The organism is Endozoicomonas sp. OPT23 (genome assembly GCF_009653635.1).
Lineage (GTDB): Bacteria > Pseudomonadota > Gammaproteobacteria > Pseudomonadales > Endozoicomonadaceae > Endozoicomonas_A.
Genome location: NZ_PPFD01000005.1, coordinates 233756 through 255573, shown reverse-complemented (window position 1 = coordinate 255573; position 21818 = coordinate 233756). Strand labels below are relative to the sequence as shown.

The 21818-nt window shown below is 47.1% G+C and carries 18 protein-coding genes; 12 read left to right on the top strand and 6 right to left on the bottom strand.

Annotation, left to right across the window (positions count from 1 at the left end; translation table 11 throughout):
* Nucleotides 1-194 precede the first annotated feature (194 nt).
* Both EOPP23_RS12760 and EOPP23_RS12755 read right to left on the bottom strand, forming a co-directional pair.
* Nucleotides 195-2354 (bottom strand): 3-hydroxyacyl-CoA dehydrogenase NAD-binding domain-containing protein, encoded by a 2160-nt coding sequence (locus EOPP23_RS12760; RefSeq protein WP_153766374.1) that lies wholly within the window; start codon nt 2352-2354, stop codon nt 195-197.
* A gap of 32 nt (nt 2355-2386) precedes the next feature.
* The gene (locus EOPP23_RS12755) at nt 2387-3595 is read right to left on the bottom strand and encodes an acetyl-CoA C-acetyltransferase (protein ID WP_153766647.1); all 1209 of its coding nucleotides are present in this window, start codon (nt 3593-3595) and stop codon (nt 2387-2389) included.
* Between the two features lie 180 nt (nt 3596-3775).
* Here EOPP23_RS12755 and EOPP23_RS12750 point away from each other — a divergent pair, with 180 nt between their 5' ends.
* From EOPP23_RS12750 to EOPP23_RS12740, 3 genes are all read left to right on the top strand, one after another.
* A complete protein-coding gene (locus EOPP23_RS12750; RefSeq protein WP_153766373.1) occupies nt 3776-4795 on the top strand; it encodes an AraC family transcriptional regulator in 1020 nt (339 codons plus the stop codon).
* A 58-nt stretch (nt 4796-4853) separates the two neighbouring features.
* Entirely contained in the window at nt 4854-5960 is a 1107-nt protein-coding gene (locus tag EOPP23_RS12745) for a S1/P1 nuclease (protein WP_153766372.1), read from the top strand.
* Between the two features lie 177 nt (nt 5961-6137).
* A complete protein-coding gene (locus EOPP23_RS12740; RefSeq protein WP_153766371.1) occupies nt 6138-6722 on the top strand; it encodes a hypothetical protein in 585 nt (194 codons plus the stop codon).
* 54 nt (nt 6723-6776) lie between these two features.
* Here the strand turns inward: EOPP23_RS12740 and EOPP23_RS12735 are convergent, their stop codons facing one another.
* From EOPP23_RS12735 to EOPP23_RS12725, 3 genes are all read right to left on the bottom strand, one after another.
* Entirely contained in the window at nt 6777-8699 is a 1923-nt protein-coding gene (locus EOPP23_RS12735) for a hypothetical protein (protein ID WP_153766370.1), read from the bottom strand.
* A gap of 3 nt (nt 8700-8702) precedes the next feature.
* On the bottom strand, nt 8703-10568 hold the full coding sequence (locus tag EOPP23_RS12730; protein ID WP_194842596.1) for a hypothetical protein: 1866 nt from the start codon (nt 10566-10568) through the stop codon (nt 8703-8705).
* A gap of 190 nt (nt 10569-10758) precedes the next feature.
* Nucleotides 10759-12276 carry an aldehyde dehydrogenase family protein gene (locus EOPP23_RS12725; protein ID WP_153766368.1) on the bottom strand — a complete coding sequence of 506 codons (1518 nt, stop codon included), beginning with the start codon at nt 12274-12276 and terminating at the stop codon, nt 10759-10761.
* Between the two features lie 212 nt (nt 12277-12488).
* On the opposite strand from EOPP23_RS12725, the gene EOPP23_RS12720 reads away from it, so the two are divergent.
* The 7 genes from EOPP23_RS12720 (at nt 12489) to EOPP23_RS12690 (ending at nt 18845) form a co-directional block, all read left to right on the top strand.
* The gene (locus EOPP23_RS12720; protein ID WP_194842595.1) at nt 12489-13379 is read left to right on the top strand and encodes a helix-turn-helix domain-containing protein; all 891 of its coding nucleotides are present in this window, start codon (nt 12489-12491) and stop codon (nt 13377-13379) included.
* Between the two features lie 17 nt (nt 13380-13396).
* Entirely contained in the window at nt 13397-13798 is a 402-nt protein-coding gene (locus EOPP23_RS12715) for a hypothetical protein (protein ID WP_153766366.1), read from the top strand.
* Nucleotides 13799-14259: 461 nt separating this feature from the next.
* A complete protein-coding gene (locus tag EOPP23_RS12710; protein WP_153766365.1) occupies nt 14260-15267 on the top strand; it encodes a bifunctional MaoC family dehydratase N-terminal/OB-fold nucleic acid binding domain-containing protein in 1008 nt (335 codons plus the stop codon).
* Between the two features lie 20 nt (nt 15268-15287).
* Entirely contained in the window at nt 15288-16442 is a 1155-nt protein-coding gene (locus tag EOPP23_RS12705) for an acyl-CoA dehydrogenase family protein (RefSeq protein WP_153766364.1), read from the top strand.
* Nucleotides 16439-16897 carry a MaoC family dehydratase gene (locus EOPP23_RS12700; protein ID WP_153766363.1) on the top strand — a complete coding sequence of 153 codons (459 nt, stop codon included), beginning with the start codon at nt 16439-16441 and terminating at the stop codon, nt 16895-16897. Before EOPP23_RS12705 ends, EOPP23_RS12700 begins: the two co-directional genes overlap by 4 nt.
* Nucleotides 16898-17007: 110 nt before the next feature.
* Nucleotides 17008-18183: a lipid-transfer protein gene (locus EOPP23_RS12695; RefSeq protein WP_153766362.1), complete on the top strand. Its 1176-nt coding sequence runs from the start codon at nt 17008-17010 to the stop codon at nt 18181-18183.
* 209 nt (nt 18184-18392) lie between these two features.
* Complete coding sequence (locus EOPP23_RS12690; RefSeq protein ID WP_153766361.1) at nt 18393-18845, top strand: bacterioferritin; 453 nt, start codon at nt 18393-18395, stop codon at nt 18843-18845.
* Between the two features lie 7 nt (nt 18846-18852).
* Here the strand turns inward: EOPP23_RS12690 and EOPP23_RS12685 are convergent, their stop codons facing one another.
* The gene (locus tag EOPP23_RS12685; RefSeq protein WP_228550708.1) at nt 18853-19803 is read right to left on the bottom strand and encodes a LysR substrate-binding domain-containing protein; all 951 of its coding nucleotides are present in this window, start codon (nt 19801-19803) and stop codon (nt 18853-18855) included.
* Between the two features lie 218 nt (nt 19804-20021).
* On the opposite strand from EOPP23_RS12685, the gene EOPP23_RS12680 reads away from it, so the two are divergent.
* Together EOPP23_RS12680 and EOPP23_RS12675 are read left to right on the top strand one after the other, a co-directional pair.
* Complete coding sequence (locus tag EOPP23_RS12680; protein WP_153766360.1) at nt 20022-20492, top strand: TRAP transporter small permease; 471 nt, start codon at nt 20022-20024, stop codon at nt 20490-20492.
* Nucleotide 20493: 1 nt separating this feature from the next.
* Complete coding sequence (locus EOPP23_RS12675) at nt 20494-21792, top strand: TRAP transporter large permease (RefSeq protein ID WP_153766359.1); 1299 nt, start codon at nt 20494-20496, stop codon at nt 21790-21792.
* Nucleotides 21793-21818: the final 26 nt, after the last annotated feature.

Below are 21818 nucleotides of genomic sequence, written 5' to 3'. Positions count from 1 at the left end.
TTTTGAAAACATAACCCTCACACCAAGTCTTCAACTGGCTTATTACGAACTTTTAATACGTGTGATGAGCTGAGTTGGGGGAGTGTGGTGTACTTTCAAAGGCCACGGATGGCCTGCTAGCGAATCTGGGCAGGAGCCCAGTTGAGCGGTAAATACACCACACTTTCCCAACGATTTGTCAGTGACAAATCACATCAAACAAATAGTTCATTCTTCTCAGCTTTCTCAATAGCGATAGCCGGAGCCTTAAAGCGCTCACCGTACTTATCTGCCAGCTCATTACAACGCAGTACAAACTTCTGCAGGCCATAAGTGTTTACAAACTGAACATAACCACCGGTCCAGGCAGGAGCACCGATGCCCATAATGGTGCCGATATTGGCATCCGCTACGGAATGAACGACACCTTCTTCCAGACCTTTCAGAGCTTCAATTACCTGACGGAACAGCAGACGATCGCGAACGTCTTCCTTGCTGATATCTACTTCTTCGTTGTAGTAGAGATCAAACAATCCGGACCAGATTTCCTTGCTGCCATCTTCGTTGTACTGATAGAAACCACCGCCGTGATGACGACCACCACGACCCTTGTCGTTCACCATGGTTTCGATTACACCGCGAGCGAGGGAGCCATCACTGATGCTGTCAAGTAGACCCAGCTCTGTTGCAGATTTCGCCGCATTGATGGAGCTGTGCAGGCTGACTTCGTCAAAGATTGCCAGTGGACCCAGTGCCATACCGATGGACTGAGCCAGGTTATCCAAAGCAACCGGATGGAAACCTTCTTTCAGAAGGTGCATACCTTCATCAAGGTAGGAACCAAAGGTTCTGGAAGTGAAGAAACCGTAAGAGTCGCTGGCAACGATCGGTGTCTTCTTGATCTGCTGAGCGTAATCGAAGGCCTTGGCCAGAGTTTCCGGACTGGTCTGGTCTCCGCAGATGATTTCCACCAGCGGCATACGATCAACCGGTGAGAAGAAGTGGATACCAATAAAGTTCTCAGGCTTCAGGCTGACCTCCGCCATACGACCAATGGGCAGAGAAGAGGTGTTAGAACCAAAGGTGCCGTTTTCAGCCAGGAAAGGCTCGGTTTCAGCAATGATCTTCTTCTTCAGGTTAATGTCTTCAAAGACGGCTTCAATAATGAAGTCACAGCCTTGAAGGTCTTCATTATTGTCAGTAGCCTTGATCAGAGAAAGAATGCTTTCTTTCTCCTCTTCGGTCATACGACCTTTCTTGATTTTCTTGGAAAGAACCTTGTCAGAATAAGCCTTACCTTTATCAGCCGCTTCCTGACTCAGGTCTTTCAGAACCACTTTGATGCCGTTCATGGCAGAAACCAGAGCAATTCCCTGACCCATAACACCGGCACCGAGAATACCTACTTTCTTGACCTTGCTTCTGGCAATGTCTTTTGGACGACTGGCGCCGCCATTGACCTGGTTCATCTGGAAGAAGAAAGTATTGATCATGTTTTTGGCAACAGGCGACATCACCAGACTGACAAAGGCACTGCTTTCTACTTTCAAAGCAGCATCAAAAGTCAGACGACCGGCTTCAACGGCTACATCCAGAATACGCTCAGGGGCAGGCAACAGACCCTTGGTGTTCATGCGCAGCATGGCAGGTGCCATAACCAGCATTTGGGCAACGTGTGGGTCGTTAGAGCTGCCGCCAGGAATCTTGTGACCTTTGCGATCCCATGGCTGCTTGCCAGCGTCTTCGTTGTCCTTGTTTTCCTGAATCCATGCTTTGGCTCGGGTGACCAGTTCTTCACGGCTTTCAACCAGCTCGTTCACAAGACCCGCTTTTAATGCTTTGGCTGGATTAACCTGCTTGCCTTCCATCACATAAGGAAGAGCATTCTGTACACCGAGCAGGTTAACGGTACGAACGATACCGCCAGCTCCTGGTAGCAAGCCAAGGCTTACTTCAGGCAGACCCAGTTGAATCTTTGGGTCGTTCAGGGCAATACGGTAGTTACAACCCAGAGACAGTTCCCAGCCACCGCCAAGAGCCGCACCATTGATCGCAGCAACAACAGGCGCTGGCAGTTTTTCCAGACGACGGAAGTGCGCTTTTACTTTCTCGAGTTCGTTAAGGTAGTACTCTTCATTGCCTGGCTCTGCATTGGCCAGATCGTTCAGATCGCCACCGGCAAAGAATACGTCCTTGGCTGAAGCCAGTACGACACCGGCCAGATTTTCTTCGGACTCCAGCTGGTTCAGCAGAGCTTCCATACCTTCACGGTATTCATCGGTCATGGCATTGACCGGGCCGGCCATGTCCATGGTGACGGTTACAATACCGTCGGCGTCTTTATTGTAGTTAAAGCCACTGATGTTAACGGTCATTTCACTAATCTCCCTGTTCTGTTAAGTCGTTGTTAAACACGTTCGATGATGGTGGAGATACCCATGCCACCGCCGACGCAGAGAGAAATCATGCCGCGCTTGAGATTACGACGTTCCAGCTCATCAACCATGGTGCTGATCAGCATGCCGCCGGTCGCACCCAGTGGGTGGCCCATGGCAATAGCGCCACCATTCACGTTGGTGACTTCATGGGAAATACCCAGTGCTTTCATATAACGCAGGACAACAGAGGAGAAAGCTTCGTTGATCTCCCAGAGATCAATGTCGCTTTTTTGCAAACCGGCTTTTTTCAGGGCTTTTTCTGCGGCAGGTGCAGGGCCAGCCAGCATCAGTACAGGCTCAACCGCCAGTACCGCTGTAGAAACAATACGGGCGCGAGGAGTCAGGCCAAGGTCTTTTCCGGCCTTTTCGCTGCCCACCAGAACGGCGCTGGCACCATCTACGATGCCAGAAGAGTTACCCGGCGTGTGGACATGGTTAACGCTCACGACTTCCGGGTATTTGCTGATAGCGACCTGATCAAAACCATACTGACCCTGCATGGCGAAAGAAGGTTTCAGGTTGCCCAGTACGTCCATGGTGGTGTTTGGTTTGATAAAGTCGTCTTTATCTAGAATGGTGACACCGTTGCGATCTTTTACAGCAACGACAGAGTTGTCAAAGTAACCATTGTCGCGTGCATGAGTTGCACGACGCTGTGATTCCAGTGCGAAGGCATCGACGTCTTCACGGGTATAACCGTCCAGTGTTGCCAAAAGGTCAGCGGCTACACCCTGTGGAATAAAACCATTTTTGAAAACAAAATCCGGGTCCACACCCATGGCGCCACCACTGGAACCCAGAGGGACACGGGACATGGATTCAACACCACCGGCAACGACCAGATCTTCCCAGCCCGAGGCAATTTTCTGTGCAGCCATATTCACAGCTTCGAGGCCTGAAGCGCAGAAACGATCTATCTGAACACCGGCTACGCTCATGTCCCAGCCAGCCTGAGCAGGAATCAGTTTGGCAACATCGCCACCCTGTTCACCAACAGGTGATGAACAGCCTAATACGGCGTCGTCTACATAAGAGGTATCAAGATCCAGACGTTCCTGAATGGCTTTAAACGTCGCAGCGCCAAGATCAATAGGCTTTACCCGGTACAGACTGCCGTCTACCTTGCCTTTGCTTCTCGGAGTACGAACAGCATCGTAGATATAAACCGGATGAGGCATGTTGATGTCCTGTGTTGTTTTTGTTATTAGAAATGCTTTTGGAGTAATGAAAATTCTGACTGCGGTCATTCTGCTTTCAATCAGATGCCTTATCAATGACGTGAGGTGTCATAAAAATAGACATTTAGTGACATTCTTGCTCTGATGCCTTTTAGATGATCTCGATGGTTTACAAAAATAATGAGAACAATCACCATCAGCTCTGCCTATGTCCGGCAGACACTGGAAGGCGCCAGAAAGCAGGGCTATGACCTTGAAAGGCTGCTTCGTGACTGTGGTATTGCGCCACAGGTTCTGGCTGGAGACCGTTCCAGAGTTGAAGCTTCAAAGTACTTTTCGTTGCTGAAAAAGCTCACTTCACTGATGAACGATGAAGCTATGGGATTGCTTGAGAAACCTCAGCGAATCGGTACCAGTGAGCTGCTTTCTAACGGGGTGATTAGCTGTGAAACGGTAGGAGAGGCTTACGAAAAATCCGCGCAATACGCCAATCTGTTTGAGAATGGTTTCAGTCATCGAGTGACATTAGATGACACGTATCTGAGCCATGAAATGTCACGAAGGTTATCAGCTGATACCTGCAATCCCTATATTATTGAAACCACTTTGATGACCTACCACCGTTTTCACAGCTGGCTGGCTGGAGACAGGCTGCCGGTTGTGGAGGTCAATCTGGATTATTCGCCAACGGATTATCTGGATGAATATCGTTTTCTTTTTTTTGGTGTTCCGGTTCGTTTCAATCAGCCAGTCAACAGTCTTGTCTACAAGGCTGAATGTTCTGGCTGGCCGGTCATTCAAAACAGTCAAACCTTGAAAGGCTATCTGTCCCGTTCTCCCTATAACCTGTTTGAAACCAGAGAGAGTGAGCAGTTACTGTCGATTCGTATTCGGTCGTTACTGGAAGAACATTTAAATAATCAGCAGGAACTTCTTTCCATTGAAGAGGTTGCCAGTCACTTTGAAATGCACTCACAGTCGCTTAGACGACAGTTAAAGAAAGAACGGGTTGTCTATCAGGAATTAAAGACTGAAGTAAGAAGGGATATGGCGATTTATCTACTGAACAGAAAGGGAGTTTCAGTTGAGGATATTGCTGGACAGCTGGCGTTCTCTGAGCCAAGTGCGTTTATAAGGGCATTTAAACAGTGGACTGGGTTGACGCCACTTAACTACAAACTGCTATTGATAAGAAGCTAACTCGATATTTACGAGAGCTTCTATACTTCTGACTCCATTTTAAATAGAGCTTACTGACATGAGTAACTCTGTGGTGTTATGCAGGTCTATCCCTGTACTTCGTTTCTCTACGAAATTGCTGAAATTGTCGGTGCTATCTGCAACTTTATTTCTTTCTACTGTCAGCCATGCATGGCATGACCTGGGTCATATGCTGGTGGCGAAACTGGCTTATGATCAGATAAGTGCTAACGACTCGAAGCTGGCCGGTATTCTGGATAACTTAACCAAAGCTTCGTGTGATTATTTCTCAGGGCTTGGGCTGGAAAGTGACCAGTGCGCAACTTTTGTGCAGGCAGCAACTTTGCTGGATAGCTACTCAGGGAAGTACCCTGAATCCAAAAGCTGGCACTATATCAATATGCCTGTAGTTTTTGATGAGGCATCCAGTAAGGTGAACTATACAGCAGTGACAGAAGCCGCCGCTGAACTGCCCAATGTCGATATTCAACTGCAATACAGTCTTCAGGTACTGAGAAACAACAGAGCCGATATTCTTGAAGGTCATATTGATGATGAGACATCAAAAGCCTTTATCACAGTGATTCACCTTATGGGGGATATTCATCAGCCGCTGCATAACTTTGAGTTATTCAGTGATGTATTTCCTAATGGCGACGCTGGTGGTAACAGGCTGGATGTAAAGGGTGTTGATGGTGTTTCCAATCTTCACAGTCTTTGGGATTCCATGGCTGACAAGTACAGCGATGTTCGCTGGTATGACAGTGATGCGCTGGATCAGGTAGCGAAATTCAAGGAAGAAGTCAGTCAGGCTGTAGCAGCGGGTTACAGTGCGCCATTTAATGACCTCCGTGTCATGGTTGACCCCTGGAATATTACCAGTGCTATAAATCTTGAGATGCAGCACAGAGTTTACGACGACATGTATTCAGGTGTGACTGTGTCGGATTCTCAAAAAAACCAGATTCAATTGGATGCAACTTATCTCGTTGCCATGGCAGGAGAAAAACTGGCAAGAAGCCTGCAGGAGGTGCTGGGTTCATCTCAAAGACGTGTGCGACAAATTTCAAGACCGGTTGCCAGAGAAGCGTTTGATTCGGCTTTTCAACGTCAGCTGAAGCACTGGTTTAGCAGGAATATGCCTCAGGTAAGTACAGGCAATTAAACATCGGATTGTCATCTCCTTATGTCATTTCTTCATCGTAAGTTGAGGAAATGACACATTAATTCCTGTGATCAGACTTTTCTGCACTCGATAAGCAGAGAAATAGGTGATTGTCTCAGTCGAATTAAACGGCAGATAAGCTATAAAATAGTCGTTTAATACTAGATGTTGAGAATCATGAAGAAAGCGATATTTGCTGGTGCGGCTTTATTGATCACTGCAACAGCTGCTCATGCTGATATGCTGGGTGTAAAGGCAGGTTATAACTACTGGAACACAACCAACCACGAAGAAGTTCAGTCTGTTTATGGCAGTTTTGAACACTTTATTCCCCTGGTACCCAATGTGGCTTTTCGTGCTGAAAAAATGGACAGCGATAAGCTGAGCTTTACCAGCTACGAAACGTCTGCTTATTACGAGTTTCTTGATAACGGCAATATCGATTTTGACCTGGGTCTGGGTCTGCGTCGCATAGCTTCCGGAGAATCTAACGGTTTTGATTTTTCCGAAACTTTCCCTGTAGCCAGTGCAGAAGCCACTCTGTTTGAAGACAGTGACCTGAGCTTCTTCGGTCGTGTTGATCTGGGTAAAAATGGCGATTCAGAATTCAAGGATGCTCAGGCAGGTGTTCGTCTTGGCTTGTTTGCCGGTTTCAGTCTGCAGGCGGGTTACCGTCAGTATGAAATGGACCTGAACATTGGTCGTGCCAATGATACTGAAACCATGCGTGGTTTTAATGCCGGTATTCACTGGGCGTTTTGATTTGATGAGTCATCTCAAGAATCAAACATAGGCTCTTGAGATGACAGGTTCATATCAGGGGACTTCACAGTCGGGTTTGGGGTTATCATCATAAAACATCCAGAGAGGAATATGTTTTTTTGCGGTTGCCCGTAAAACAGATGACAAAGCTGTTCTTGGGGTTTGGTGGAACTGATAGTAGAGACTTCTTTTTCCGCACTGCTTTCTGGTTGCTTCAACAAGTTCTGAATAAGTGCTTCTTAAACGATGGGTGTCGTATTCATAGGGGTGCTGAACGTTTTCGGCTGTTTTCTGTAGCTGCTCCAGATCATCGAATAATGAATGATTTTTGTTGTTTATTAAGTGGTCAACCATGGAGAGCAGCATAGGATTGGCCAATTTGTTGTTGATAATGCTGTCTGACCAGGCACTCACACTGTTTCCTGCATATTGAATAGCCAGTGCTTTTTCCTGGGGAAGAAAACGATTGTCAAATACAGCATCGAGTTTGCCGTATTGATCAAATCGCCTGAGACTGCTGTTGACGTCGCGTTGATAGTCGAGCCAGATGTCATATATTGGGATTTTTTTCAGGGCAATGGCATCAAATAAACTCATGTTTCCCGTCACTCCCACAGGTTGTTGTGCTTGTGCAATGAGGGAAAGGTATTGCTGGTCATCTGGAATCATGGGTAGAGTAGCTAAACGAATACTCTTGCCACCATAACCAACTTTGAACGTTCTTTCTTGTGGCCTGACCTCTTGATTGCTCAAGTCGGTGTAAAAGATTTGAGATATTCCATTGATTGCCAGCAATTGGGTGAAGATAGGGTCTTCAAATAAATCGGGGGAAATATTGGAAAGGATAACCGGTATTGTTTCTGGGTTCAGGTAAGACACGATAGCAATATATTCAGCAAAGCCCAGTGAATTGTGCATGTAAGTCAGGTAATACTCAGGGGGGCTACTTTTGCCGTTTAAATAGCTGGAGAGCATCGGGTGATTCGAGAGTAAAAGGTTGAACTGGTTTTGCAGGGGAGAGATGCTATCAATGGCCAGAGCCTCAAGCAGGGACGGTCTCAGTAAAACTCCGAGATCTTCAGGTTCAAGACCAAATGCGGAACTGCTGCTAACTCCCATAGGATCTTCGTTAAACTGACCCTTGCTTTCATGGTCAGTGCTTTTGTCAGGGTTGGCCAAATCATAATATTGCATGCAGGCCTCGTCCGCTGAACAGGTTTGCAACAAGTTATTTGTCAGCTCCCTGAACGGTTTTAATTTCCCTACTTGTTCGACGGTATCAAACAATTCAAGATACGTATCTGATCTGGTGCACCAATATTTTATGTTGAAGAAGTTTCGATCAGTTGAGTCAAGGGACATCTTTCGAACAAGACCATCGTAATTGTCATGTAATGCTGTAAGCCAATCCACGCTATCTTCGTGAGGTTTTCGAGTAGTACTGAGTTCTCCGAATTTAATAAATTGAAAGTCACCTGTTCTGACAGGAGCTATTCCGACGCTTGCAACAATAATGAGCGATGCCTCATTCAACCATTGTATGACCTCTGGACTGTAAATGTCTTCTGTAGCAATAAACTGGCATTCAATCCCTGAAGGGCAGGAAAAGAAGTCTCTACTGGTTTTCAGATCTCTGCTGTACGCTTCAAATATGACTCTGATTTGTTTTTCAGGGTAAGCCTGAAGCAGTATTGCAGTAATGACCTGGGCATACACCAGGTCGCCAAATCCCCCCAATACATTTGTAACAACAGTAAGAATGCCATCAGAATTTCTTACAGGAGATTGGGATATTAAATACGGAGTTAAAATTTCTTCCGGTCTTTCATGGGGAGGGAAATAACTGTTCAGAAGGGGAGAGGGGCTAGCTAAAGTAATACTCATATAAAATATAAAAAATAAGCATAAGAACTGAGTAACAAGAACAATTATTCTGGTTATCTTCAGGGTGTTTTTAAAAATACTAATGAACTTCATTTTTCAGTGCTCACAATCAGGTCTAGGAGCTGATTCATAAAACAGCCAGAAGGGTCGTTTAGAAAATTTGTTTGATACTGGGACAGATTTAGCCTCACGCAGAGATTGGTACAGTTTGTAGAACTGGTTCAGTGGTGGACATTGTTGGTTCTCGGTTTGAAAAAGTACCTCAAGCTGGTTCCTTGTTCTTTTTATGTCCTGCTCATACTCTGTGAGAGATTCATTTGGCAAGTTTTCCAGTTGGGCAAGGTGCCCAAAAAGAGCCTGACCTCTGTCAGTGATCAGATAATCGATCATGCTCAACAGTAGCTGGTTGGCCAGTTTTGTCTCCATGATATCGTCAGCCCATGCATTGACACTGTTTTTTGCTGACTCTATAGCCCGAGCTTTCTGTAAAGGCAGAAAACGGTTATCAAAGACACCATGCAGTTTTCCGGTTTGGTCAAATCGTTTGAGGCTGTCATTGACGCCACTCTGAAAACCGTGGGTGATGTCATAATATGGAACTTTCTTCAATGCTACTGCGTTAAAGAGGCTCAGGTTTCCGGTAACTCCCACTGGATGCCGGGCATGAGAAAATAATGACAGATAGCGTAAATCGTCAGTAATTATCGGGAGAGTCACTATATGTACTCTCTTGCCTCCATAACCAATGTTATAAACCTCATCTTGTGAGTTGCGCGGCTTGTCTTTCAGGTTTGTATGAATAACCTCTGAAATGCCATTGTTGGCCAGCAACTGTTTTAAAACAGAGTTTTCCAGTTCTTTTCTGGACACATTGGCAAGAATTACAGGTGTTGATTCAGCAGTAAGATGTGAAACTATTGCAATAAATTCAGCAAAGCCAAGCGTGTTGTGCATGTAAGCCATATAGAAATCAGGATTCTTATCTGTGTTCAGTATGAGCCTTGAAATGGCTGGGTAATCTGAAAGCAGCTCTTGAAATTCGTTAGCAAGAGGAATCGTTGTACTCGATTCCAGAGATTTGAGCAAAGACGGTTTTAATAGAAATCCGAGATTGTCTGGCTCAAAGCCAAAGGTTGAACTACTGGCTGGTTGTCTTGTTAGATCTTCATTCTCTGTGACTGTTTTTCCTGATTTCGTTTGAAAGTATTCTGAACAGTCAGAATCAGAGGAACAGCTTGCAATGATGTCTTTAGCAATACCGTGTACTGCCTCCGTATTGCTCAGGTGTTCATCAGGGTAATCAAGAACCTCCCTGAGTTTGGGGTAGTATTCTGATCTATTGCCCCAGAAATTTCTCTCCAGATCATGCCTAGTTCCCCAATCTGTGGGAAGTTGTTGGTAAAGAGCGTAATAGTTTTCCAGCATTTCTGTCAGTGTTTCAATGGACTGCTGCATTGTGGTGGGAGTATTACTGAGCTGCTGAAAAGATATGTATTGATGACGACCGGAATGAAGTGCTGTGATAAGTGTGCTGGCAACGATAATAAGAGAGGCTTCGTTCAGCCATTGTGCAACAGTAGTTTCTTCCTCTTCATCGCCTTCAACAAAGACCAGGGTTTCAACACTGCTCGGGAAATGAAAGGTTGCTTTTATGTTTTTAATATTTTCATTAGAAGCTTCGATTATAACCCTGATTTTTTTATCAGGATAAGCCTTTATAAGAAGCTCTGTGATGATTTTGGCGTAGGCAGAATCACCCAGATCATAGGTATTGTTGGTAGCAATAGTCAGAATGCCATCTGGTTTGCTGATGGGACGTTGCATGGCGAGATAGGTAAATAGAGTACTTTCCGCCTCTTCATGAAGCGGAAAAAAATCGGTCAGACTGCTAACGGTTTTGTGATGTTTGAAAAATGGAGATTTCAGACTATCAGCCAGAACATTGCCCAGTGACAGCAACATGAGAAGTCCGATTAACCTGAGTGCGAACATAAAAGCAAGTTCCTGAGTTATCAGGTATCAGACCGGCATAGAGTCAATTGGTTTCATGCAGCAGAAATTAAAATAAGGGTGTGGGAGGGAAGAATGGCAGGGAAGAGTAGCACCGGACAGCCCGTATGGGCTGTCCGGAGTGGCTATAGAATGATAGGTATCAAAAGAAACCAAGCGGATTTACATCATAACTGACCAGAATATTCTTGGTCTGCTGATAATGATCCAAAGCTTTTTTATGAGTTTCACGGCCTACGCCTGATTTCTTGTAACCACCAAAAGCGGCATGAGCAGGGTAAGCGTGGTAACAGTTGGTCCAGATACGACCGGCCTGAATGCCTCTGGCCATTCTCTGGGCGCGGTTAATATCACGAGTCCAGACACCGGCACCAAGGCCAAACTCGGTATCGTTGGCAATGGCCAGAGCTTCGGCTTCATCCTTAAAGGTAGTTACGCCGACCACAGGGCCGAAGATCTCCTCCTGGAAAACCCGCATGCTGTTGTCGCCTTTCATCAGCGTTGGCTGAATATAAAAGCCCTTGTTATAGCCGTCGATGGTTTCCTTGTTACCACCGGTAAGGAATTCAACACCCTCCTTTCGACCGAGCTCGAGATAGCTCATGATTTTGTCATATTGTTGCTCGGATGCCTGGGCGCCTACCTGGCAGTCTGTATCCAGAGGGTTACCACGGGTGATCTGCAGTGCCCGATCGACCACCATTGGAATAAAGTCGTCGTAGATGGATTCCTGAATCAGTGCTCTTGAAGGGCAGGTGCATACCTCACCCTGGTTAAAGAAGGCCAGAACCATCCCTTCGACCGATTTGCTGAGGAAGTCATCGCCATGGTTCATTACGTCTTCAAAATAGATATTGGGTGACTTTCCGCCCAGCTCTACCGTTGAAGGGATGATATTTTCAGCCGCACATTTCAATATATGCGACCCCACCGGTGTTGAGCCGGTAAAGGCAATTTTGGCAATGCGCTTGCTGGTAGCCAGAGCCTGTCCAGCTTCAGCTCCCATACCGTTAACAACATTTAAAACGCCTGCAGGGAAAAGGTCGCCAACCAGTTCCATAAGAACCAGAATGGAAGCCGGTGTCTGTTCCGCAGGTTTCAGAATGACACAGTTACCGGCCGCAAGAGCTGGTGCCAGTTTCCACGCTGCCATCAGAATCGGGAAGTTCCATGGAATGATCTGACCGACCACACCCAGCGGTTCATGGAAATGATAGGAAACCGTGTTCTGGTCAATATCGGCACTGGAACCTTCCTGAGCGCGAATGCAGCCGGCAAAATAGCGGAAGTGGTCAGCAGCCAGAGGAATGTCAGCGGCCAGTGTTTCACGCACGGCTTTACCGTTATCCCAGGTTTCAGCAACGGCCAGCATTTCCAGATTTTGTTCGATACGGTCTGCCAGCTTAAGCAGTAAGTTAGAGCGTTCGGTAACAGACGTCTTTCCCCAGGCGTCTTTGGCTGAATGAGCAGCATCGAGAGCGAGGTTGATATCTTCTTCAGTAGAGCGGGGAATTTCGCAGATGCTTTCGCCGGTAACAGGGGTGATGTTATTGAAGTACTGGCCTTTGACCGGAGCGACCCAGTCGCCGCCAATAAAGTTCTGATAACGTTGTTTGAAGGATACGACAGAATCTTTCTCGCCAGGGTTTGCAAAAATCATAGTGCTTCCTTGTTATTGTTATTTATACGGCTGTTTTTGTCTTTGCTTTTTCTATGTCTTTAGTAGAAGTGTTTCTGGACAGAGACAGGCTATCGGTAGTACAAATTATTTACTGTACTCTGAGTCCGCAAAAGTTGACTCTCAGTCCAGAAAAGGAATTGCATTCAAATAAAAAGAGCCGATATCAGCGGCCAGAGATCAGCTGGTTCTCTATGAATAAAACATCGTTAAGCCTGGTGGCACGACCTGTTGAGAGGTTGATAGAAAACAGAACAGTATTTGCGGGCAAGGATTCCGAGCTGTGTATTTATGATACCTATCAACAGGTGGAACGAGTAAGGCTTCGTGCTGAGGAACTGATGTTCTGCGGTATGCTGACTGGAAAAAAGGTCATGCATTGGGATGCTGGTAAGACACCTTTTTTTCCTGGTGAATCTTTTATTATTGCGCCGGATAGTGAAGTCTATATCGATTTTCCGACAGCTACTCTTGAAACCCCCACGAGTTGTATGACTATTGAGATTGCCCGAGAGCGAATAGCCAGTCTGGCTGAACAACTTTATGAATCTCACGGCATCAATGATCTGGATTACTCCTCAAGTTGTTTTCAGCACAGTCACCATACGGCTGAAACCCAGCTGTTACTGGAGCGTTTAACGGGCGTTTATGCTGAGAATCACCCGGATAGAAAGCTATTGATTGATTTGGGTATTACAGAGCTGACAGTACGCCTTTTAAGAAACAAAAGTCGTTCATTCCTTCTATCGAAGAGCAGAAATGAACCGGACGCTAACGGGGTGAATGCAGCAGTTGCCTACATAGAAAGCAGGTTATATAAACCTCTGAGTATTGATCGACTCTGTGCTGTCAGTTGTATGAGTCGGAGTCGCTTATACAGCGAGTTCAGAAATAAGCTGGCGGCTTCTCCCTGTGAATATCATAAACAGAGAAGAATGGAACGAGCGCTTGAACTTCTCGATCGTAATTTTTCAGTGACAAAAACCTGCTTTGAACTGGGTTTTCAGAATCCCAGCCATTTTAGCCGCCTTTTCAGGCAGTGCTTTGGATATTCGCCCAGGCAGTACCAATCTCAGAGAAAGTAAAGTGGTCGAGGGATGAGTTGTGTGAATCAGATCAAAATGCAGAGGAGTTCAAAGAGGGAGCCTATCGGACAGAGCTGATTCCTGCCATAAAGCTGTCTGTCAGTGCCGGTGACTCGCTGAAAGTGCTGCTTCAAAATATACAGAGCGACACTGCTGGTGGAAAGAACAGGAAAAATGCCCGCGCTGGAAGGCAGTCTCTAGAATGTATTTTTGAAGGGGTGGATATTCCTTTTGCGGACAAAGAAACAGGTGAACAATGTACCGCCAATGCTTCACCGACATGCATTATTCTGCACAAGGGAAAAGACTACTTTTCAGGTCACTACGCCACTTTGAGACTGGTCGACGACTGCTGGATTTTTTCGAAGATGACAAACCGGGGAGGCCGATTTTTGACCCTGCTCACGACCAAACCTTAAAAGGATTTACTCCCTACCTTGTAAACTACAAAATCACGCAAGTGGCAAAAAGGGTTCCTCAGAGTTCAAACCAGTAGAACAACTTAAACTCCAGCAGACTCCCGATACTTCTCTCCGGGTACTTCTCTGTAGCACCTCTCGTAGTGCTTATGGAGTAAGAATTAATCCCTTCCTTTCGTTATAACTGCCATAACCTGAATTTTGACAGCATTTGCCAGCAGGAATTGGCCGCTATTTGTAATTGAGCGAAAAGCCTGTGGCCTTAGAATGCTTAAGTGATCAAAGAATAATATGAGCTGGCATCAGCTTGTCATTTAGCCTGCCCGGAGTGCTGCCTTAAGTGTGTAGACACACGCAATCGAATATCAAATAGCTGTTTGCCCGCCGAAGGCGGGCAAACAGCGCCTGAATTCGTATGTCTGGGTACTTAAGAGCATGTCTGAAGGCACGGAGTATAAAGCATGAGTGATCAGAACAATAATAGCGAAAATAAAGAGTTGGAAGCGCTGATGGCCGAGACCATCGGCGTGAAGATTGGTCCCCATAAAAGCTGGGACCCGGTCAACCAGCCGATGATTCGCCACTGGGCGGAAGCCATGGATGATAAAAACCCTCGTTACACCGATCCTGAATTTGCTGCCGGTACTGAAGAGGGCAGTATTATTGCTCCTCCCACCATGCTGCAAGCCTGGACCATGCGTGGTGCCAGCTGGAAGCATGCGCCAGGCACTAAGGAACGTGCTGCTGATCAGCCTTATGTACTCGATATTCTCGATGACCATGGCTATATCGGTGTGGTGGCTGTGAACTGCGATCAGGAATACTTCCGTAATCTGGTGCCTGGCGATGATATTTCACATTACATGGAAATTGAAGGTATCTCCGAGCAGAAACAGACCGGGCTGGGTGTCGGTTACTTCGTTACTGAACTCTGGACCTTTGTTGATCAGAACGACGAAAAAGTGGGTGAGATGCGTTTCCGCCTGCTGAAGTTCTGCCCTCCTAAAGAAGCGCCAAAAGCGGCATCGAAGCCTGCGGTTGAATCAGATGACAAACCAAAGAAGGCTCTGCGTCCACGCCCGGGTATGAACAAGGACACCCGCTTCTTCTGGGAAGGCCTGAAAGAAGGCAAGCTGTTGATTCAACGCTGCACTTCCTGTCAAACCCTGCGTCATCCACCAACACCTATGTGCCCAAGCTGTCGTTCACTGGAGCGCGACGCTGTTGAAGCCAGCGGCAAAGGCGTTATCCACAGTTATGTCAACATGCACCACCCGGACCTGCCAGCCTTTGATGCCTCGCCTAACCCGGTTGCGCTGGTGGAGCTGGAAGAAGGCACTCGTCTGGTAGCAGGTCTTATTGGTATTGAACCGGAAGACGTAAGAATTGGTTTGCCGGTGCAGGCTGAAATTACCCAATGTGATGATGAACTGGCTCTGGCTCTGTTCAGACCTGTATCTGAAAAATAATAAGGATAAGGAGCTAAGTCATGGACTTTACCTATAGCGAAGATCAGAACTCAATCCGTGAACTCAGTGCTCAGGTACTGAAAGACCTGTCCACCGATGAACGTCTGAAAGAACTGAAAGAGCAGGGCGCTCTGTTTGATAAAGAACTCTGGGGACAGTTTGCTGAATCCGGTCTGCTGGGCATGGCTGTACCGGAGGAGTTCGGTGGCAGCGGCTTTGGTCTGACAGAAATCTGTTTGATGCTGGAAGAGCAGGGACGTTATGTAGCGCCAATGCCTTTGTTACAAAGCCTGGCGCTGGCTGGTCTGACTTTGGCTGAATACGGTTCTGAAGCACAGAAGAAACAATATCTGACCGCATTGGCCACCGGAGAAGTGATTCTGACCGCAGCCATTCAGGAAGAAGGTCTCTCCAATGCTCATAAAACTGTTCTGAAAGCGGAACAGCTGGGCGACAGTTGGGTACTGAACGGCGAGCGTATCTGCGTACCTTATGCTGAGCAATCCGCTGTGATTCTGGTGCCTGCGACGGTTGTTGATAAAAGCAGCGCTGATAAGAAGACCGCTGTCTTTCTGGTTAACCCTAAGGCCGACGGTGTTGAACTGAATTTTGAAGAGAGCACCAATGGCGAGCCTCTTTACACTGTGTCGTTTAACAATACTCAACTGACTGCTGACCAGCTTCTGGCTGATGCTGACAAGGGTGAAGAAGTATTCAACTACATGGTTGATCGTGGCAATGTCTGCCTTGCGGCGACTCAGGTCGGTGTTGCGGAAGAAGCTCTGCGTCGTACAGTTGAATACACCAACGAACGTAAGCAGTTCGGCAAAGCCATTTCATCCTTTCAGGGTACAACTCTGCGCTGTGCAGACGGCTACATCGACGTTGAAGGCATGCGTTCAACCTACTGGCAGGCGGTCTATCATCTGGAAGCCGGTTTGAATGCTGACAAGGAAATTCGTGCGGCCAAATACTGGGCCTGCATTGGTGGTGGCCGTGTGGTTCATACGGCTCAGCACCTTCACGGTGGCATTGGTTCCGATCTGGACTTCCCGCTGCACAGATACTTCCTCTGGTCCAAGCGCAATGAACTGACATTGGGCGGTGGCAGTCTGCAGTTGTCAAAACTGGGCGCAATGCTGGCGGATAAAGATCAGGTGGTAAACGTACTATGAACAGTGTAAATCAGGCATTTCAAAACCTGTCCTTTGCGGATATTGAAGTAGGGCAAAAACTGCCAGGGCTGGATATTGATGTGACCACCGAGCTGGTGGTGGCTGGTGCCATGGCATCCCGTGATTATCAGGATGTGCACCATAACAAGGCCAATGCCCAGAAGCTGGGATCAAAGGATATCTTTATGAATATCCTCACCACCAATGGCCTGGTTGGTCGTTATATCACGGACTGGACTGGCCCACTGGCGGTGTTGAGGAAGGTCAATATCAAACTGGGTGCACCTAACTTCCCCGGTGAAGTGATGAAGCTGTCTGGCAAGGTGACTGACAAGTCTGAACAAGACGGCCAAAGCCTTGTAGAAATAAGTGTCGCCGGTAAAAACAGCATGGGTAACCATGTTACCGGCACCGTTGTTGTTGCGTTACCACAAGACAGCATGCCTAAGGAGTAGTCCCGAAATAACTTCCCGATTCGCTTTTCCCCTTTGCCACGCAAAGGGGAAAACAATATTAGAAGCAGGAACTTATTTTAGGACTGCCTTAAGGCGTAAGGAGAAAAATTATGGCTAATGGTCTCAGTGGTCAGGCGGCGATTGTCGGTATTGGTGCCACAGAATTTTCCAAAAACTCCGGTCGCAGTGAAATGCAGCTGGCCGTAGAGTGTGTGACTCAAGCATTGGCAGATGCCGGTATTGATCCGTCCGAAGTGGACGGTATCTCTACTTTTACCATGGACAATAACCCGGAAATTGAAGTATTCCGTGAAATTGGTGGTAAAGAGCTGAAAATGTTCAGCCGGGTTCACTACGGTGGTGGTGCGGCCTGTGCCACCGTTCAACAGGCGGCTATGGCCGTTGCTTCCGGCGTATGTGAAGTTGTAGTTTGCTACCGTGCCATGAATGAGCGCTCCGAGTATCGCTTTGGTTCCGGCATGCAGAATACTCCTGCGGAATCAGACTACGAAACCACACATTATGGCTGGTACATTCCTCACGGTCTGGTAACACCTGCTTCATGGGTAGCCATGAGTGCCCAGCGTTATTTGTATGACACTGGTGCAACAACAGAAGACTTTGGACGTATTGCTGTTGCAGCTCGTCAGTTTGCAGCAACTAACCCAAATGCCTGGTTCTATGAGAAGCCTATCACGCTGGAAGATCATCAGAACTCTCGTTGGATTGCCGAGCCTCTGCGTCTGCTGGACTGCTGTCAGGAAAGCGACGGTGGTGTGGCTATTGTTGTGACGTCTGCCGAGCGTGCAAAAAAGCTGAATAAAGAGCCGGTGATTATCAAGGGTGCAGCACAGGGTGCTTGTGACGATCCTCAGATGATGACAGCCTATTACCGCAAGGATATTTCCCGTCTCTCTGAAGTAAACCTGGTGGCCAAACAGCTGTATAAGCAGGCTGGAATGACACCGGATAACATTGATGCAGCGGTTATATACGACCACTTCACACCCTTTGTTATGACCCAGCTGGAAGAGTTTGGTTTTGCCGACAAGGGCAAGGCGAAAGACTTTATCCGCTCCGGTCAGATCGAAATGGGTGGTCGACTGCCAATCAATATGCACGGTGGTCAGTTGGGTGAAGCTTATGTTCATGGTATGAACGGCATTTCTGAAGCGGTACGTCAGGTGCGTGGTGAAGCGGTGAACCAGGTGGACAAGGTTGAAAATATGCTGGTTTCTGCAGGAACCGGTGTGCCTACTTCAGGCCTGATTCTAGGTAAAGGCTAACGGCTGCATGTAATAGAGACGATCAGGGTTTCTGATTGTCTCTATTACAAAATACGAATTCAAATCACTCTGATTTTTTCCACTTCTGTCTCTTCTTTCTAAATTCTGTTTTAAAACAACGGCTTATTATTTCTTTTCTGATATAACCCTGAGAATCCTGACTATACTCCTTTGCGATCGTTAGTTTTGATCAAACAGGAGCTAAGTCGATGTCTGATCACAAGCAGGCGCTGGTTGCCAAGCTAAATACCATTCTTGAATATGAACTTGCGGGGGTAGTGCGTTATACCCATTACAGCTTTATGGTGTTCGGCTACAGTCGTATTCCTATTGTGGGCTGGTTGAGAGGAGCGGCCACCGAAACTTTGACTCATGCCCATGAAGCGGGAGAGATGGTCACGCACCTCGGTGAACACCCTTCTTTGGGAATAGGCACATTGCTTGAAACATCAAAGCACGATATCCATGACATCATGATGGAGTCTCTCGAATTCGAAAAGCAGGGCGTAAAACACTATTACGAGTTGCTGGATATTGCCCAGAAAGCTGACTCTGTATTAATAGAGGAGTATGCCCGTCGTTTGATTGCCGAAGAAGAAACCCATATCGGTGATATAGATAAGATGCTGCGTAAGCCTGGTGAGATTGCCAGTGTAGTTTGACCTGATACTATCCAAACTCGTGGTTCATCTGAATCAATGATTCCGCAAGAATATTTCTGAATGCTTCTGCCAACAGGGATGTTGGTCTCTGTGACGACTGTAAAATAGAAACCGATAACGCAACCCTTGGAATAAATGACCTGAATACCAGCGTTGGGTCTCCCTTCTGATAATCCATATAACTGCTCGCCGTCATCGGGTCACAAATGCAGTAACAGAGTTTTTCCTCTACCAGTTTCAATGCCGGTTGAAAGTTCCTGAGTTCAAACCTGGGGTTAAGGCTTGCACCTGCCGTAGAAAATGCCTTTCGTGTTGCCACCAGCGTTGGGTGTCCTTCCTGTAAAGTTGCCATAGGTTTATCAGAGAGGTCTTCAGGGGTTATGATCTGTTGCCTGGCTAATGGATCGTCATGTCGAATTGCACAGACGCAGTTCAACTCAAAAGTGGAGATCTTCAGAGCATTATTAGGCGTAGGTGTTTCTGCAAGACCAATATCGTATTGATGGGAGGCCACCCACTCCTCAATGACCGACGATGCTCGCATCATTAATGAAACCTTTACCTGCGGCTTATCCTGCACAAAGTCAGCAACCAGTCTTGGCATGATGAACTGTGCTGAGGCAGGCATGCAGGCAATTCTCAGCTGGCCATCCTGCAATCCGGCGAGATCTTTCATGGTATGGGTAACGCGTTCCAGCCTTTCCAATAGTGCTGCTGTCTCTTCAAAGAAATGATTAGCTTCCGGGGTGTGCAGTAGTCGGCCTTTCTTACGCTCAAAGAGTGCCAACCCCAGTTCTTCTTCCAGATTCGAGATCATTGAGCTGACCGCAGGCTGAGTTCGGTTCAAAACCCTTGCTGCCTCTGAGATAGAGCTGCTTTTGAAGACTTCTCTGAAAGCTTCAAGCTGTCGTATGGTCAGATTCATCTTGTCACTCACTACCTTTAAGAACGGACGCATAATTTATAAAACCGTTGCCCGGCAAAGGCGGACAACGGATTGACGGAATACACGATTACGTATGACTACACCCTTAATAGGTAGATACTATAAAAAAAATCTATGGAGGCATCAAATTTATCGTTTTGTACTTATGGACTGCTTCTTATATTGTGTCGTCCAATAAAAACCGAATAACAACACAAAACAACAAGAGAGCCGAGGATGGGGAAACAACTATGAGCCGTTTTGTCAGTCTCCTTCTGACTGGCCTGATATGTATCGTTGCCTTAGGGCAATTTGTTCAGGTTATCACACGATATATTCTCGAGGTCCCGGTTCTGGGGCTGGAAGAAACACTTCTTTACCCAACACTCTGGTTATACGTCCTTGGGGCCGTAAATGCGTCCAGAGAAAACACTCACATTCGAGCTAACGTTCTCGAAATTTTCCTGAAGACTGCAAGGCAGCATCATGTACTGACCATTATCGGTGAAGTGCTGAGTATTGCCATTGCTTCCTGGCTGACTTACTGGGCCTGGGACTTTACCAAGTATTCCTGGAGAGTCTGGAAAGAGAGCCCAACGCTTTATCTTCCAACTTTTTATATGGATGTAGCTTTGCTGGTTGGCATGGTTCTGATGATGGTTTACACCGTCGTTCATCTTGTTCAACACATTCGTCAATTGATTAAGTCGGAGGCGCAATAAGATGATAGAAGTTGCACTGATTGCCGTTGCGGTTCTGATCATACTGCTGACTCTGGGGATACCGCTGCCATACTGCTTTGGTGGTGGTCTGATGGTGATGTATTTCCTGGGCGATGCTTTTATGAAAGGCAATATGCTCTGGGGGTTCCAGCAGCTGGGTAACCCGGTATTGCTGGCCATTCCGCTCTTTGTGCTGGCTGGCACGATAATGAGTGTCAGTGGTATAGCCGCGAGTCTGTTGCGATTCGTTAACATTTTTGTTGGTCACCTGCGCGGTGGTCTGGGTGTGGTAGCGACAGTGAGCTGCGCTTTGATTGGAGCGATCTCCGGCTCCGGTCTGACAGGTGTTGCTGCTATCGGTCCTCTGCTGATTCCGGAAATGGAAAAGCAAGGGTATCCACGTCCATACGCTACTGCGTTGATTGCTAATGCCTCTCTACTGGGTCTGCTGATTCCTCCCAGTGTGACCATGATTGTCTATGGCTGGGTGACTGACACTTCTATTCTGGCTTCCTTCCTGGCAACACTGGGCCCGGGCCTGTTGATCATGCTGAACTTCTCGCTGGTTAATATCTGGATGTCCCGTAAGTTCCCGTTGGTACTTGAGCCACGTCCTAAAGGTCCGGACTTTGTTAAAGAAGTCAGCCGTCGCGGTTTCAAGGCGACACCAGCCCTGTTGATGCCGATCATTATTCTCGGTGGTATCTACGGCGGTGTTATGACCCCGACTGAAGCTGCTGCTGTCGCCGTTATCTACGCTATTCCGGTGGGTTTCCTGATCTACAAAGGTCTGGACGTTAAAACCTTCCTGGGTGCAGGTAAGGAAGCGTCTACTTCTGTAGGTGCCATCATGCTGATGATCCTGTTCAGTATGATTCTGTCGCAGATGTTTGTAGTCGAGAGTGTACCTCAGGCGATTGTAGAGGGTATTTTCTCGATAACTGAAGACAAGACGCTGCTGCTAATCATGATCAACGTTCTGTTGTTCCTGGTAGGCATGGTGGTGAACGATGTTACCGCGATTATCCTGATTGCACCGCTGCTGCTGCCATTGATGGAAGCGTTGGGTATCAGTGCTATTCAGTTCGCAGCGATTATGGGTGTTAACACCGCAATGGGTGGTGTAACACCGCCGTATGCTTCCATCCTCTATCTGGGTGCCCGTGTCGGTAAGGTGAAAGTAACGGAAGTGATTCGTCCAGCCTTGCTGCTGATCGTTACCGGTTATCTGCCAGTGGTTATCCTGACTTCTTTCTGGGATGACCTGTCACTGTTCTTGCCAAAGTTCTTTGGCTATTGATTTTTAAACCCTGGGGGCAGGATCGC

Bases quoted from the DNA above. Each gene is read 5' to 3' on its own strand.
- EOPP23_RS12760 (WP_153766374.1), bottom strand. From the start codon at position 2,354: ATGACCGTTAACATCAGTGGCTTTAACTACAATAAAGACGCCGACGGT.
- EOPP23_RS12755 (WP_153766647.1), bottom strand. From the start codon at position 3,595: ATGCCTCATCCGGTTTATATCTACGATGCTGTTCGTACTCCGAGAAGC.
- EOPP23_RS12750 (WP_153766373.1), top strand. From the start codon at position 3,776: ATGAGAACAATCACCATCAGCTCTGCCTATGTCCGGCAGACACTGGAA.
- EOPP23_RS12745 (WP_153766372.1), top strand. From the start codon at position 4,854: ATGAGTAACTCTGTGGTGTTATGCAGGTCTATCCCTGTACTTCGTTTC.
- EOPP23_RS12740 (WP_153766371.1), top strand. From the start codon at position 6,138: ATGAAGAAAGCGATATTTGCTGGTGCGGCTTTATTGATCACTGCAACA.
- EOPP23_RS12735 (WP_153766370.1), bottom strand. From the start codon at position 8,699: ATGAAGTTCATTAGTATTTTTAAAAACACCCTGAAGATAACCAGAATA.
- EOPP23_RS12730 (WP_194842596.1), bottom strand. From the start codon at position 10,568: ATGTTGCTGTCACTGGGCAATGTTCTGGCTGATAGTCTGAAATCTCCA.
- EOPP23_RS12725 (WP_153766368.1), bottom strand. From the start codon at position 12,276: ATGATTTTTGCAAACCCTGGCGAGAAAGATTCTGTCGTATCCTTCAAA.
- EOPP23_RS12720 (WP_194842595.1), top strand. From the start codon at position 12,489: ATGAATAAAACATCGTTAAGCCTGGTGGCACGACCTGTTGAGAGGTTG.
- EOPP23_RS12710 (WP_153766365.1), top strand. From the start codon at position 14,260: ATGAGTGATCAGAACAATAATAGCGAAAATAAAGAGTTGGAAGCGCTG.
- EOPP23_RS12705 (WP_153766364.1), top strand. From the start codon at position 15,288: ATGGACTTTACCTATAGCGAAGATCAGAACTCAATCCGTGAACTCAGT.
- EOPP23_RS12700 (WP_153766363.1), top strand. From the start codon at position 16,439: ATGAACAGTGTAAATCAGGCATTTCAAAACCTGTCCTTTGCGGATATT.
- EOPP23_RS12695 (WP_153766362.1), top strand. From the start codon at position 17,008: ATGGCTAATGGTCTCAGTGGTCAGGCGGCGATTGTCGGTATTGGTGCC.
- EOPP23_RS12690 (WP_153766361.1), top strand. From the start codon at position 18,393: ATGTCTGATCACAAGCAGGCGCTGGTTGCCAAGCTAAATACCATTCTT.
- EOPP23_RS12685 (WP_228550708.1), bottom strand. From the start codon at position 19,803: ATGCGTCCGTTCTTAAAGGTAGTGAGTGACAAGATGAATCTGACCATA.
- EOPP23_RS12680 (WP_153766360.1), top strand. From the start codon at position 20,022: ATGAGCCGTTTTGTCAGTCTCCTTCTGACTGGCCTGATATGTATCGTT.
- EOPP23_RS12675 (WP_153766359.1), top strand. From the start codon at position 20,494: ATGATAGAAGTTGCACTGATTGCCGTTGCGGTTCTGATCATACTGCTG.